We start from the raw sequence: 14,046 nt of genomic DNA on the forward strand, positions 1-14,046 counted from the left end.
CAAAGAATAGGAAGTGTTGAAATGTTAGCATTGTTAGGCTATGGAATGATCATTACCTTCATGGTTTTGTTATTAACCAAGAAAATGTCACCTTTTGCAGCATTAATTTTAGTTCCCGTCGTTTTTGGTTTAGCTGCAGCATTTATAAGTGGAACACCACTTTTGGAAGTATTTGATTGGATTTTTGGAGGGTTGTATTACTCACTTGATGGGGATGGGAAACTTATCGGTAAAGGTGTAGCCCCAACGATTACCTTATTGCTGTTCGCCATTCTTTACTTCTCGGTTATGTTGGACGTAGGTCTATTCGACCCATTGGCTACGAAGATGATCAAATGGGCAAAAGGCGATCCAATGAAGATTTGTGTCGCTACTGGTGTTATCTCTTTAATCGTGTCACTGGATGGTGACGGGACAACAACTGTGCTGATCGTAACGACAGCGGTTCTGACGCTTTTCAAGAAGATGAGGATGAACCAGCTTTACTTGGCGGTAATCATCGGATTCTGCAACTCGGTAATGAACTTAGTCCCTTGGAGTGGACCGATGGCGCGTGCGATGCCGGTGCTGAACTTGACACCGAAAGAATTCTTCGTACCCGTTATCCCAGGTATGATCGGTGCAACATTCCTGGCATTGTATATGTGCTACTACTATGGTAAAAAAGAGCGCGCTCGTCTGGGCTATGAAAAAGGCAGCGGCATCATCCATGACAGCGACTTGGAACACATCATTAAAGAAATCAACGAAAAAGATGCGTATTTGAAACGCCCTAAATTGATTTGGTTCAACTTTTTGCTTACCGCGGCAATCATGACAATGTTGATCATGGACATCATCAATGGCGGTATCCTCTTCGTGCTTGGTACAGCTATCGCGTTGCTGGTCAACTACAGACAGTTGAATCTGCAGTCTTCCCGTCTGATCGCAAATGGTGGAGAAGCATTAGGACCAGTGAGCTTAGTTTATGGTGCTGGTATCATCATGGGTGTCCTGAACGGCAGCGGCATGAGTGCAGCCATCGCACAACAAATGGCTGGCATGATTCCGGAAAACATGGGTGCCTACATTCCATTCTTCCTGGCTTTGATTTCTTTACCAGGGTTGTTCTTCTTGCCAAATGACGCTTTCTACTTTGGGATCCTGCCGGTATTGGCACCAATTGCTTATCAATACGGTGCAACACCGACTGAAATCGGTGTCGCTTCCATGATGGGTCAAGCCATCCGCTTTGCAAGTCCATTAGTGGCATTTCTTTATGTTTTGGTTGACAGAACAGAGGTCAGCTTTGGTGATTACTCAAAAGAATACCTGAAATGGGGTCTTCCAAGCTTTGTGATCCAAACGGTTATCGCCATTCTGATCGGTGCGATTCCGCTGCCTTTCTTGTTCAATTAAGCATCAAACGACTTCTCGGCAAAGGTCAATCAAGGTTCTGATGTAAGGAGGCAGTTTTCGCCCTTTTCGGTAAGCCACAATCATATCGGCATAATGTGGCTTACCCTCGAAAGAGAAGAAGCGCGGAGCATTGCCGAATTTCAAGTGACGGATATGGGTTTCATTCAAAAAAGAGATGCCATATCCCGTCATCGTCAGATTGACGGCTGTCTCGATATTCCGTGTATGCGTCACTTTATTGGGGACGAAATGATGTTCCGCAAAAATCGCTTCGGCGATCTGGCCGGTACGCTGATCGGGGAAATGCAGAATGAACCGATCCTTTTTGAACAAATGCAGATCAATGGAAGGGTAGCTGCTGTTCGGATTAGGCTTCCCTTGGTCGATGCAAGGATGCCCTGACGGCACAGCCAACAGGATCTCTTCCGACTTGATGATTTCGTAGTCCAGATTTAAAGCGTGATGCGGCATGTTCATGATTGCGATATCCGCTTCTCCGTTGTTGATTTTTTCTTCTACAACTTTGGAAGACTCTTCAAGCAACTCGACTTCGATATTCGGGTAGATTTCATTGAATTTCGGCAAGATATCAGGAGCCAGATAAGAACCCCGCATAAAGGGAATGGAAACGCGCAGACGGCCGATTTTGTTGTCCAGTATGTGGGAAGCTTCATCGTAAAAATTTTCGCGCATGCGCAGAATCTCGATTCCGGCAGCTAAAAAACGTTCACCAAGGAAAGTCAGTTCATATTTCTTTCCGATTTGATTGAAGACTGGGAATCCCAAGCGGGCCTGCATATTTTTGATGTACATGCTCAATGAGGGTTGTGAGATGTATAGAGACTCAGCTGCCCTTGTCAAACTGCCGCAGTCGTTGATCGCCTTCACGTATTCGATATCTTTCATTTCCATAGAATCATCCCCTTATCATAAGTTTTGATTATGATATACATAAAAAATATATATTTCATTTATGTTTATTATAGGGATACAATCACACTAAGTAAATACAAGAATATAGAAATTGGAGAGGTACTATACTATGAACAGCAAGCAGAAATCAATTAAAACCATCAATACAAATGGGAAGGAGTATAAGTACTACGATCTGAAATCACTGGAAAATGAAAAAGTGACGATCGCCAAATTGCCATATTCCATCCGTGTTTTGCTGGAAAACTTGTTGCGACAAGAGGACGGCAACGTCATCACCGAACAACACGTCCTGTCCTTAGCCAACTGGAAACCTGTAAACGAAGTGAAAACAGAGATCCCATTCAAACCATCCCGTGTCATTCTGCAGGATTTGACAGGCGGAGCGGCGATCGTGGACTTGGCAGCATTGCGTTATGTGACCGATAAATTGGGTAAAGATTCCGCAATCATCAATCCGGACATACCGGTGGATTTGGTCATTGACCATTCCGTTCAAGTCGACTACTCAGGATTCAATGATGCTTTCAGAATGAACGCGGAAATTGAGTTCGATCGGAATCGTGAGCGTTACGAATTCTTCAGTTGGGCGGAAAAATCGTTTGATTCCTTCAGTGTGGTGCCGCCAGCGACAGGGATTGTCCATCAGGTGAACTTGGAATACCTGGCGGATGTCGTGAAGGAAGCCGAAGCCGATGGGGAAACCATCCTCTACCCGGATACTTTGGTCGGAACCGATTCGCACACCACGATGATCAACGCTTTGGGTGTCCTTGGTTGGGGCGTCGGCGGCATCGAAGCCGAGGCAGGCATGTTGGGGCAACCGTGCTACCTGCAACTGCCGGATGTCGTGGGAGTTCGCTTCACAGGCAAACTCCAAAACGGGGCAACGGCAACTGACTTGGCTTTAAAAATGACCCAAGTACTGCGTGAACGGAAGGTAGTCGGAAAGTTTGTCGAATATTTCGGTGAAGGTTTGAAAAACCTGACGATCGCCGACAGATCGGTCATTGCCAATATGGCACCGGAATACGGTGCGACCTGCGGCTTCTTCCCGGTCGATGACGAAACATTGGGCTATCTGCGCTTCACCGGCAGAGAAGATGCGAAAGTGGACAGGATCGAAACCTATGTCAAAGCGAACAACCTGTTCTACAATGATGCAATCGAACCAGAGTATTCAGAGCTGATCGAAATCGAACTTTCAATAGTGGAACCAAGCTTGGCAGGTCCGAAAAGACCGCAGGACTTAGTGAAGCTATCCGATGTCAGCAAAGAATTTAAAGAGGCATATGCCGCACCGATGGGGAATCAAGGCTTTGGGTTGGAGGCAGCCGATATCGACAATAAAGTGACGATCACCTATGAAGACGGCTATCAAGAAGAGATGGAAAATGGAGCGGTATCCATCGCAGCCATCACCAGCTGCACGAATACAAGCAACCCGTACCTGATGCTCAGCGCCGCTTTATTGGCCAAAAATGCAGTCGAAAAAGGATTGACCGTCAAACGCTATGTCAAAACATCCATGTCGCCGGGGTCGAAAGTGACGGCGCGCTATTATGAAAAATCGGGCTTATTGCCTTACCTGGAAGCATTGGGCTTCAACATCATCGGCTACGGCTGCATGACGTGCGTGGGCAACTCCGGACCGCTGAGACCGGAAGTCAGCGAAGCGGCCAAAGAGGGCAACATCCTGCTTTCGGCTGTATTGAGCGGTAACCGCAACTTCGAAGGACGCATCCATGCGGAAGTGAAAGCTGGCTACCTGGCAGCGCCGCACTTGGTCATCGCCTATGCTTTAGCAGGAAATGTCAAAGTGAATCTGGCCACTGACCCGATCGGTACAGACAAAGAAGGCCAGCCTGTCTATTTCAAGGACATTTTACCGAGCAACGAAGAAGTCCAAAAAGTTGTGAATGAATCGGTTCTGGCGGATATGTTCAAAGAAGAATATCGTTCCGTATTCGATTCAAACGACTTGTGGAACAAAATTGAATCTGCAGATAAACCAGTCTACGATTGGGATGCCGATTCGACCTATATCGCAAATCCGCCATACTTCGAAAACTTCCAATTGGAAACAGAGCCGATTACGACTCTGAAAGGATTGCGTGTTTTAGGGAAATTCCAGGATTCGATCACAACCGACCACATTTCACCGGTTGGAGCCATCGCAATGAAGTCTCCGGCTGGAAAATATCTGATGGAGCATGGCGTGAAACCGAAGGACTTCAATTCGTATGGCAGCCGCAGAGGACACCATGAAGTGATGGTGCGCGGTACCTTCTCGAATATTCGCCTGAGAAACGCTTTGGCTGACGGACTGGAGGGTGGATTCACCAAATATATCCCGACCAACGAAATCATGCCGATTTTCGATGCCAGCGTGAAATACAAAGAAGATGGCACGGGATTGGTCATCCTGGCCGGCGACGACTATGGGATGGGATCTTCCCGTGACTGGGCGGCAAAAGGCGCCAGACTGTTGGGCGTCGATGCGGTCATCGCGAAAAGTTTCGAACGGATCCACCGCTCCAACCTGATCATGGTGGGTGCGCTCCCGCTGGAATTCCTGAAAGGTGAAGATGCGGAAACGTTAGGATTGACTGGATTGGAAGAGTACGCGATCGCGATCACGGATGAGGTAAAACCGAATGAAGTGATCACTGTGACAGCACAAGCTGCGGATGGAACGGAAAAAACATTCCAAGCTATCGCAAGACTGGATTCTGAGATCGAGATCGACTACTACCGCAACAAAGGGATTTTGCCGATGGTGCTCAGAAACAAGATCAAATAGGCTTTTCTTAACTTGCTACTTCGAGTAAAACTATAAATAGAAGAAGCCGGCCCCGACTCCGGTTTCCAGAATACGCAAAAAGCAGGCCCGTAACAGCCTGCTTTTTGCGTATTTTACCTTTAGCAGACCATTTTTGGAGGACGATGGCAATTTCAACTCTACCGGAGTTTGAGGTTGGTTTGATTGACTAATAAGAATGGGTACCTTATAATATTATGTAATAATAAATATTACGTGTTACGAGGTTGCTGCTATACTGCGCACTGAGGAGTTGTGGGAAATCATGGTAAGGATAAACCGACTCGGTGAAGTTGATGGCTGGTACAGCATCGACAGCAACCAGGTTCAGCCAGATGAGTTATTGCATCACTATTTAGCCGATTTAGACGCTCAAGACGACATCAAATCGCTAGCACTATACAACTTTATTATCGCTGTTTTGGAACAGATTAATGGCTATGATTTTGATTGGTGGGATAACTTTACAGTTCCTAAAGATAAGTCAATCGCTATTCGGGTTAGGGGACATGAGGTGGAGATGAGTCTAAGGATCATCCAAAAGTTGAACAATAAGCAACTCTCAACAGGCAATCGTATCTATGAATTTCGTCTGGATTTGAATTCACGTTTAAAGGGAGCTAAGCAAGAGATTTTTGGAGAGACTGATATCATCTTAAGGGGCGTTTTTCAGCTAGGTCAGGAAATGGTTGAGATTGGCGAAACATATTCATACAATAAATATGTTGTTGGCGTATTTGACAAGGCGTATTCTAACTCTTCGTTTACGCCGTCGAGCTACTCTGGACAAAGAAATGTTGATAAGACGGATATAATGGCATTGGCTCTGGATGGTTCCGTAGAGATACAAGATATGATCGAACAACTGGAAAGGGATGATACTGATGGGTAAGGAACATCTTACTTCTGAGCAATATACTGAGTTGAAGCCTTTTAAAGACGAGAAGAGCAGGTACGACGCTCCTTTTGGAAAACAATCTTTGGAAATGCAACATTTCATGGCGGCATTGGATGTTTCCAGAGAAGAGTTGATGAAAGACTACGCGATTGATGAATTGCAATTAAAAGAATTTCTATTTGGGACACCCGAAAAATCAGCTGAAGGTAAATTTTTTTACATCTATTATGATTTAAAGAACAAAGTAGATGAACAGAAGCAAGCCAGCAATAAGAAAGCCTTGATAAAACTATTGAATTCCGGCAAAGCATTTGAGAAAAAGATTTTTTATAAATTATTCAGGACCGTATTAGGGATTACTCAGAAAGAGTTTTCGGAGATTGTTAATATGAACATATCCACCATCAGGTCGTGGGAGCAAGGGAAGTCTGCTGCTTCGGGTTCTTCACAAATGTTGATCTATATGGCGTTGCCTGAAGAGGTCAAGAAAGAGTTGGAAGTCAATAAAAAAGCAGAAAACTGTAGGCCTTCTGCTGAAGTAAGGGTATTTGAAGGGACCATTCGAAGTCCAAGAGGGAAAGCTATAGTCAGAATCAAAGGCGGAAGAAAAATAAACCGCTCAAAATCTAATACAATACAAAATTTGGAAAAAGTCTCTGAAATAGTCAAGGAATTAAACTGAAAAAGAGGCAACCTCAATTTTTGAGGTTGCCTCTTTTGTCATTCCACATATAAAGATAATTTCTTCTCGATGCGTGTCTGGAAAGCAGCGAAGACGCTGCAGACCGCCCAGTAGATGAGCGCGACTAGGATGTACATCGTCATATAGTCGAACTCGCGGCCGCCGACGATTTTGGCGTTCTGGAACATTTCCGGAACGGTGATCATCGCCGCCAAAGATGATCCTTTGATCAGGTCCAACAGCACATTGCTCATCGGCGGAATGGCAATCCGCAATGCTTGCGGCACGATCACTTTCCGCATAATGAATGACCATTTCAGCCCCAGCGCATAGGCCGCTTCCCATTGTCCGTGGTTGACGGAATTCAACGATGAGCGGATAATTTCCGCACTGTAGGCAGCCGAGCTCATACTGAAGCCGATGATGGCCGCCGTGACGGCAGTGAATTGGATGCCGATGAACGGAAAGCCGAAGTAGAGCAGGAACAAAATGACCAAAGTGGGGGTTCCCCTCATGAAGGAGATGTAGAGCCGCGCCAGCCAGCGCAGTGGTTTCAACTTGGCCAGCTGCAGGAGGGCAAGGAAAAAGCCAAGCAGCGTGCCATTCACCATGCTGGTCAACGCGATTCCAAGTGTATAGCCCATCCCTTTCAGGACGTACGGGAGGCTGTCGAGAGCCAATTCCGGATTGAAGATATACTGCCATTGGATGCCTGACATGTCTTGCCCACCTTTCTATTTTACGGTTTCTATTCTACTTCGCTTACGTCGATCACAGGGAAATCATATTCGATCTGTACGGTCACATCCGCACCGTCGTAGAATTGTTTCGACAATTCCGCCAAAGTGCCGTCCGCACGCATTTCGTCCAAGGCTTCGTTGAATTTATCGGTCAATTCGTCATTGCCTTTTTTGATGGAGAAATTGGTTTCGGATGGGTTGTAGAAAATGTCATGCACTTTTACAGGAATATCCGGTAAAGCGGCAGTCGCCAATTTTTGTGCGTAATAGTCGTTCAGGATAACGTCTGTCCGTCCGTTCGCTACGTCAGAAAGATACATATCGTTTGTCGCGTTGTCGTAGATTTTTTCTTCCGCTCCGAAGTAACGCGCGACTTTCATGTAAGTTGTCGTTGCCGCACCGGCAGCGATTTTGCCTTTCAAATCTTCCAGCGTTGCGATGCCGGAATTATCGGATTCGCGGACGACCATGGCTCCGAATGAATATTTGTAAGGGGTCGTGTAATTGTATTTGTCGGCATTTTCACCATTGCGGTCGATCCCGAATGCTGCAACATCCACTGCGCCGCTGTTGACGGAAGTAAGCATGCCGTCCACGCCCATTTCTGTGAATTCCACTTCCACGCCGATGCGCTCAGCGATTTCACGGAGGATTTCCACCTCGTAACCGGTCAATTCGTCGGTTTCCTTGTCGTGATAAGAATTAGGGTAAAGCGTTCCAGAAGTGGCTGCCTTCAAAACGCCGGCTTCCTCGATCTTGTCCCATGCTGTTTCTGAATCAGTTAACACCGCTGTATCAGTAACGCTGCTGTCGGTTGTTTCGCCGCTCCCGCAGGCCGCCAAAGTCAAACCTAGTAATGCTGTCAAACCGCCAAATAATACTCTCTTTTTCTTAACCATCCGTGAAACCTCTCCTTTTTCCTCGAATAAGAACTAGACATAAGATAGCATGTATCCGGGCTGAAAGCAACCGTTTTATTCATAAAAATAATACAGTTTCACATGCTGTTATAAATAATTTTCAACGGAAAGATTGAACAAAATGAGCATGTCTTGTTGCGTGGTTCCGAACATTCGCTTGAGATGTTGGTACAGTTCGCAAAACAGTTTGTGAAGTGGGGAACAGCTCCCGCAATATGCAACGAAAGTTACTGAAAAAAGAAAAGCCTGTAAGTTGTCCGATAAGCAGCAAGAATCGGACAACCTCCCAAGCCCCCCGTAGGAAAAACAAAAAGACCCGGATCGGTATCAATTACCAATCTGGGTTTTTCATGTCTGACTATCAATAGTAGTACTTTTAACGCACGCCGCGGATGTTCTCGGCATCAAAGCTGAACAGGAAGCCGTTTCCGGGCACATCCAGCTGCATCCGCTCGACAATGGCAGCTTCAACAGCAGGAGCAACAGTGGAAGTGACGAGGTTCATGATGATATCCTTGCCGGTGTCCAGTTCGATTCCGAACACTTTCCGACATTTTTCCGCAAAAGCACCAGTTCCGTGGAAAAGGGTTCCACCGCGTGCACCTGCCGCTGCCGCTGCTTCGACGACTTCGTCTCCCAAACCGGCGGGAACAATGGTAAAGAAAGCCTCATGATCGGCAAACGGATGGGCGTCCTTTTCGTCCAGATGCAAGCGTTCACCGTGCGTACCCATCAAGTGCGAAACCGGACTTGTGAAGAGGATGCCGCGATTCGGCAACTCGAAATGGAAGAGTGAGCTGATGTGTTCGATTGTGGGCTGCGTCTTTTCTCGCGCGCAGACCATAAAGAGGATCTCTTTTTTAACTTCATAAAAACCGATGGTGCGCAATAAAGCGCTGGAAACCGTTCCGGAACCATGCATGATGGTCCCACCAGTAATGCCGCATTTTTTCGCTTCTTCAAGCACTCGGCTGGCTTTTCCGATGTTGACGACGACAAAAATGATATCGTAGAATCGTGTATTTTCAACTTGTTTGGTCAATCAAAGACCCTCCTTTACACTGTTGCGCTGGTAAATGGCGCCTAACAATTGCAGCGAGATGATCGGCATCATTGCCACCATCGCAATCATCCCAAAACCTTCCAAGAGTACATTAGCATCCGGTGTGATTTCCGCGACCCCTTGGATGAACGCCAGAATGAAAGTGGCCGTCATCGGTCCTGAAGCAACGCCTCCCGCATCAAAAGCGATCCCGACGAACAGCTTCGGAACTTTATAGGAGAGTGCAAGGATGATCAGATAGCCGGGGACGAGATAGTGCCACAGTTGCAGCCAAGGGACGAGTACACGCACGACCGACAACAGGACGGCCAGCCCGACTCCAATGGATAGGAAACCCAGCACGATACCGCGCTTAACATATCCAGTTGTAACATCTTCTATTTGATGCGTCAATACATATACTGCAGGTTCCGCCAAAATGACCAATACCCCCAGTACAAATCCGACGACCAGAACCGGAATGGAGCTGTCCATCCCGGCGATCAGCATGCCAAGTTTGCGTCCGACTTCCATGAAACCGGCATTCACTCCGGTCAGGAAAAGCACCAACCCGACAAACAGATAAGCCATACCTAAGAAAATACGACGGAAAGCATGCTTCGAGAGTTTTTCATCCGCAAAGAAAACATGGTTGAGTAGGAAAATGATCAATATCGGCGAAACGGCCAACAAAATTTCGCCTGCGATCTTCGGCAACTCATACAGGAAAGGCGCAAGCCAGGGGGTTACAGTAGCCGTGCTGGCAGGTATCGAGCCCGAGAGCGGTTCATCGGAGCGGACGAACAAACCCAGTATCAAGACGGCCAAAATGGCGCCGGCTGATGCGATCCCCACCAGGCCGAAGCTGTCCTCTTCAGCTGATTGCGTCCGCCGGTTCAGGGATGCAACCCCAACCGCCAATGCCAACATAAACGGTACGGTCAAAGCACCGGTGGTCGATCCCGAGGCATCAAAAGCGATGGCGAACAGGTCGTTTGTGCTGAAGTAAGCCAAGCCAAAGATGGCGAGGTAGAGGAAAGTGAACGCTTTGTTCAGCGGATAACGGTAAACAATCCGGAAAAGGCCGATCGTCAGCATCACGGCGATGCCGACAGAAACGACGACCAAGAGCAGATTTTTCGGATACATGCCGTTCGTGACCTCGGAGACTTGCGTCGCTAAAATATGCAGATCCGGTTCTGCGATCGAGATGAAGAAACCGAGCACAAGCCCCATCCCGAGCACGTATTTCATGCTATTACTGCGGGCCAAGCCTCTTCCGAGAAATTTCCCGATCGGCGTGATGCCGAGATCAACTCCGAAAAGGAAAATGGACAGGCCAATGATGATCAATAACGCGCCGAACAAGAACCGCTGCAGGTCGATTGTCTCGAGCGGCGTTAAAGTGAAGTGGAGCAGGACGACAAGCGACGTAATTGGCAGTACGGACTGCAGGACTTCCCTTAATTTTTCTGTAAATATACGCATAGATTCATTCCTTTCCTAGTGATGTTATAATGTTGAAGAGTAATATTCATACATTAAACATAACATGACTACTATGAAATAGGAAGTAAAACAAACCGGTTTGAAGGCCATCGGGCAATATCCCGATGTTCTCAGAAAATTCTTGTTGTTCCGACGGCTACAAGAGCCAAACGTTTTACTTTGACGGAAGCGCTCCAAAGCATTAGAATAAAGGAAACTATAGGGTTTCATGAAGGATGATTAATATGAGCATAAAAAACAAACATCTGCTGAAGACTGCCGTTTTGGCGGGCGCAGCGGCCTATCTGCATCTCCAAAATACTTGGATCCAAAAGACCGAGTACACGATTCCGGTCAAAAACTTGGCACCGGAAAATGAAGGGCTGAAGATTGTTCAGATTTCGGATCTCCATCTGCCGAAAGAGAAAATCGACTTGAACAAACTGATCGACATGGCCAAAGACGCGGATCCGGACTTCATTTTCCTGACCGGCGACCAGATCCAAGGTGATGAGACCTTTGACCCAACGGTTGTGGAAAAACTGTTCCGGAAATTGGCGGGGATTGCGCCGACCTATGCCATCAACGGCAACCATGACCGTCATTCGCCTATGTTCCAAATTGCGTTGGATTTGTACAAGAAAACAGGGATCCGATTTCTGGACGATGAAGCAATCAGCGTTCTGGCGAAAGGCAGAAAGCCTGTCGTCATCATGGGTTTGAGCGACAAGGGCTCGGCCATCCAGAAAATTACGAAGGACTTCCTGAAAAAAATCAAGCTCCGCAAAGATTGGCAAGGGCAAACGCGCCTGTTGCTGGCGCACCGGCCCGAACATTTTCTGAAGTATCACATCGATCCGGAGAAGACAGCCGATATCACATTCGCCGGACACGCGCATGGTGGGCAGGTCCGCATCCCGAGATTGGGTGGCCTCTATGCGCCGGGACAAGGGCGGATGCCGCAGCATACCGAAGGGGTCTATCTCTTGCCGACGGATCAAGAAAAGAAACTGGTCGTCAGCCGCGGTCTGGGCAGATCTTCTTTCCCGTTCCGTATCAACAACCGTCCGGAAATGGTCGTCGTGACTTTGACGAATGGCTTGGTTTCCAAAGCACGCTAGGGGCACTCGTTCTAATCATCCCCGAAGCGGCGAGGGAAGAGCGTTCCCTCCGGTTTGTTATGAAAGCGCATTAATAATTTTTGTGTTTCTGGCGGAATTGCGTTACACTTAAGGTAATAAGTAGAAGGAGTGTGGGTTATCATGGTGAAGAGCTTAATGGACAGAATGCCTCTGAATGATGGTTTTACAATCCCCGGAATCGGATACGGCACTTGGAATGTGAGCGATGATGAAGCGGAAGAATTAGTCTTCATGGCCATCATGCGTGGGTACCGCCTGATTGACACAGCCAGCATGTATGGAAATGAAGTCGGCGTAGGCCGCGGTATCCAAAAAGCGATCAACGGTGGCATTTCCAGAGATGATATCTTCGTCGTCACCAAAATCTGGAAAGACGACATGGGCTTTGAGAAAGCAACGGAAGCGATTCGAGCAAGCTACGACCGTCTCGGACTGAAATACATCGACTTATTCCTGATTCATTCGCCTAGCGAAAGTGACAGTGTCAATGCTGAAACCTGGAAAGCCTTAGAAGATGCCACAGACTCCGGAATCGTCCGCAGTATCGGTGTTTCCAATTTCATGCGCGGCGATCTGACACAGTTACTGGAAAATTGCCGGATCAAACCAGCAGTAAACCAACTTGAAATTAACCCTTACAACAATATGGAAGTCGTCGATGACTTCTGTTATGACAACAATATCGTGACCATGGCTTACAGCCCATTGGCAAAAGGCCGGGTCATCTCGGAAAGCAAAGTCATCAAAATCGGTGAAAAATATGGCAAGACGCCGGTGCAGGTTGTATTGAAATGGTGTGTGCAACGTGACCTCATTCCTATTCCAAAAACGAAGGATGCCGATCGCATGAAAGAAAATATCGACATCTTCGACTTCACCTTGACCGATCAGGAAATGGAAATGATCACGCGCATCCAAAAGCCAACTAATTTCGAAAAAGGCCACCAAGACCACAACTTGGGTAAACGCATCGGGTTCGATACAAATAAGGCTCTTAAAACGCATAAGACTGCTGATACGCATAAGACTGTTTAATGAAAAATGATAGAGCTGGGGACTTCCAAGTCTCCGGCTTTTTTAGGTTGTAACCATGTATTCATGAAAACTAGAGGTCCCATTTCTATGCGAATGTCTGAAAAATGGTACAATAGCTGTAAATACTTAGAATAAGGATGGATAGGATGAATTTTTATTATGACGAAGAAGCAATCCGCTATCTGAAGGCCAAAGATCCGATTTTGGCGGACATCATCGACCGGATCGGGCCGATCGAACGGCCGATCGATGCGGATCTGTTTTCAGCGCTCATCAACAATATCGTCGGCCAGCAGATTTCGATGAAGGCCCAAGAGACCGTCTGGAAAAGGATGCTTGCTGCTTTCGGAGCGATCACGCCGGAGAATCTTTGCCGAGCGAGCATCGAAGAAATCCAGCAGTGCGGTTTGTCGACCCGTAAAGCGACCTATATCCGTGAGGCGGCCGAAAAAGTCCTTTCCGGCGAATGCGACCTGGAGGCGCTGAAGGACATGAACGATGAAGAGGTCATCGCCGAACTGTCGCAACTGCGCGGCATCGGCAAATGGACAGCCGAGATGCTGCTGATCTTTTCGATGGGGCGTCAGGACGTGCTGAGCTGGGACGACCTCGCCATCCATCGCGGACTGCGGATGGTGTACCATCACCGCAAAATCACGAAGCCATTGTTCCAGAAATACAAACGGCGTTACGCGCCATACGGTTCGATCGCGAGCCTCTATCTGTGGGAAGTGTCCGTCGGCGTCTTGCCAGATCTGAAGGACTATGCGCCGCTGACGGAAGCCGAAAAGAAAAAACGCCTGAAGCAGCGCCAACAATTGAAACGGGCGGAAAAGCAACTTCTATAATGGTACAACGCCAGCATCCCATCTGCATCGGGATGCTGGTTTTACTTCTATTGCGGTTTGCAGTAACCGGACGAAAGCCCAACCCACCCGAAAAAAAAC

Annotated in this window: 12 protein-coding genes; 7 read left to right on the top strand and 5 right to left on the bottom strand. The window is 47.4% G+C overall.

The window, feature by feature from the left end; genetic code table 11:
- The first annotated feature begins 21 nt into the window (after positions 1 to 21).
- Positions 22 to 1,398 carry a CitMHS family transporter gene (locus C7R56_RS06330; RefSeq protein ID WP_107995713.1) on the top strand — a complete coding sequence of 459 codons (1,377 nt, stop codon included), beginning with the start codon at positions 22 to 24 and terminating at the stop codon, positions 1,396 to 1,398.
- A gap of 3 nt (positions 1,399 to 1,401) precedes the next feature.
- On the opposite strand, the gene C7R56_RS06335 is transcribed toward C7R56_RS06330, so the two are convergent.
- Positions 1,402 to 2,310, bottom strand: a complete 909-nt coding sequence (locus C7R56_RS06335; RefSeq protein WP_107995714.1) for a LysR family transcriptional regulator — start codon at positions 2,308 to 2,310, stop codon at positions 1,402 to 1,404.
- Between the two features lie 130 nt (positions 2,311 to 2,440).
- On the opposite strand from C7R56_RS06335, the gene acnA reads away from it, so the two are divergent.
- From acnA to C7R56_RS06350, 3 genes are all read left to right on the top strand, one after another.
- Complete coding sequence (acnA, locus tag C7R56_RS06340) at positions 2,441 to 5,134, top strand: aconitate hydratase AcnA (protein WP_107995715.1); 2,694 nt, start codon at positions 2,441 to 2,443, stop codon at positions 5,132 to 5,134.
- Between the two features lie 283 nt (positions 5,135 to 5,417).
- On the top strand, positions 5,418 to 6,044 hold the full coding sequence (locus tag C7R56_RS06345; protein WP_107995716.1) for a hypothetical protein: 627 nt from the start codon (positions 5,418 to 5,420) through the stop codon (positions 6,042 to 6,044).
- Entirely contained in the window at positions 6,037 to 6,732 is a 696-nt protein-coding gene (locus tag C7R56_RS06350) for a helix-turn-helix domain-containing protein (RefSeq protein WP_107995717.1), read from the top strand. The genes C7R56_RS06345 and C7R56_RS06350 overlap by 8 nt, the downstream gene beginning before the upstream one ends.
- Before the next feature lie 38 nt (positions 6,733 to 6,770).
- Here the strand turns inward: C7R56_RS06350 and C7R56_RS06355 are convergent, their stop codons facing one another.
- The 4 genes from C7R56_RS06355 to C7R56_RS06370 form a co-directional block, all read right to left on the bottom strand.
- Entirely contained in the window at positions 6,771 to 7,451 is a 681-nt protein-coding gene (locus tag C7R56_RS06355; RefSeq protein ID WP_107995718.1) for an amino acid ABC transporter permease, read from the bottom strand.
- A 29-nt stretch (positions 7,452 to 7,480) separates the two neighbouring features.
- Positions 7,481 to 8,371, bottom strand: coding sequence for a transporter substrate-binding domain-containing protein (locus C7R56_RS06360; protein ID WP_107995719.1), 891 nt, complete (start codon positions 8,369 to 8,371; stop codon positions 7,481 to 7,483).
- 397 nt (positions 8,372 to 8,768) lie between these two features.
- Positions 8,769 to 9,434, bottom strand: coding sequence for a hypothetical protein (locus C7R56_RS06365; protein ID WP_107995720.1), 666 nt, complete (start codon positions 9,432 to 9,434; stop codon positions 8,769 to 8,771).
- Positions 9,435 to 10,922 carry a DUF1538 domain-containing protein gene (locus C7R56_RS06370; RefSeq protein ID WP_107995721.1) on the bottom strand — a complete coding sequence of 496 codons (1,488 nt, stop codon included), beginning with the start codon at positions 10,920 to 10,922 and terminating at the stop codon, positions 9,435 to 9,437.
- Positions 10,923 to 11,167: 245 nt separating this feature from the next.
- Here C7R56_RS06370 and C7R56_RS06375 point away from each other — a divergent pair, with 245 nt between their 5' ends.
- From C7R56_RS06375 to C7R56_RS06385, 3 genes are all read left to right on the top strand, one after another.
- Positions 11,168 to 12,043 carry a metallophosphoesterase gene (locus tag C7R56_RS06375; RefSeq protein ID WP_159072181.1) on the top strand — a complete coding sequence of 292 codons (876 nt, stop codon included), beginning with the start codon at positions 11,168 to 11,170 and terminating at the stop codon, positions 12,041 to 12,043.
- A gap of 141 nt (positions 12,044 to 12,184) precedes the next feature.
- Positions 12,185 to 13,099: an aldo/keto reductase gene (locus tag C7R56_RS06380; RefSeq protein WP_107995723.1), complete on the top strand. Its 915-nt coding sequence runs from the start codon at positions 12,185 to 12,187 to the stop codon at positions 13,097 to 13,099.
- 146 nt (positions 13,100 to 13,245) lie between these two features.
- Complete coding sequence (locus tag C7R56_RS06385) at positions 13,246 to 13,947, top strand: DNA-3-methyladenine glycosylase family protein (RefSeq protein ID WP_107995724.1); 702 nt, start codon at positions 13,246 to 13,248, stop codon at positions 13,945 to 13,947.
- Positions 13,948 to 14,046 lie beyond the last annotated feature (99 nt).

It is taken from the genome of Trichococcus paludicola, assembly GCF_003052295.1.
In the GTDB taxonomy this organism is placed as follows: Bacteria; Bacillota; Bacilli; order Lactobacillales; family Aerococcaceae; genus Trichococcus; species Trichococcus paludicola.

Bases quoted from the DNA above. Each gene is read 5' to 3' on its own strand.
- C7R56_RS06335 (WP_107995714.1), bottom strand. From the start codon at position 2,310: ATGGAAATGAAAGATATCGAATACGTGAAGGCGATCAACGACTGCGGC.
- C7R56_RS06350 (WP_107995717.1), top strand. From the start codon at position 6,037: ATGGGTAAGGAACATCTTACTTCTGAGCAATATACTGAGTTGAAGCCT.
- C7R56_RS06375 (WP_159072181.1), top strand. From the start codon at position 11,168: ATGAGCATAAAAAACAAACATCTGCTGAAGACTGCCGTTTTGGCGGGC.
- C7R56_RS06380 (WP_107995723.1), top strand. From the start codon at position 12,185: ATGGTGAAGAGCTTAATGGACAGAATGCCTCTGAATGATGGTTTTACA.
- C7R56_RS06370 (WP_107995721.1), bottom strand. From the start codon at position 10,922: ATGCGTATATTTACAGAAAAATTAAGGGAAGTCCTGCAGTCCGTACTG.
- C7R56_RS06345 (WP_107995716.1), top strand. From the start codon at position 5,418: ATGGTAAGGATAAACCGACTCGGTGAAGTTGATGGCTGGTACAGCATC.
- C7R56_RS06355 (WP_107995718.1), bottom strand. From the start codon at position 7,451: ATGTCAGGCATCCAATGGCAGTATATCTTCAATCCGGAATTGGCTCTC.
- C7R56_RS06330 (WP_107995713.1), top strand. From the start codon at position 22: ATGTTAGCATTGTTAGGCTATGGAATGATCATTACCTTCATGGTTTTG.
- C7R56_RS06360 (WP_107995719.1), bottom strand. From the start codon at position 8,371: ATGGTTAAGAAAAAGAGAGTATTATTTGGCGGTTTGACAGCATTACTA.
- acnA (WP_107995715.1), top strand. From the start codon at position 2,441: ATGAACAGCAAGCAGAAATCAATTAAAACCATCAATACAAATGGGAAG.
- C7R56_RS06385 (WP_107995724.1), top strand. From the start codon at position 13,246: ATGAATTTTTATTATGACGAAGAAGCAATCCGCTATCTGAAGGCCAAA.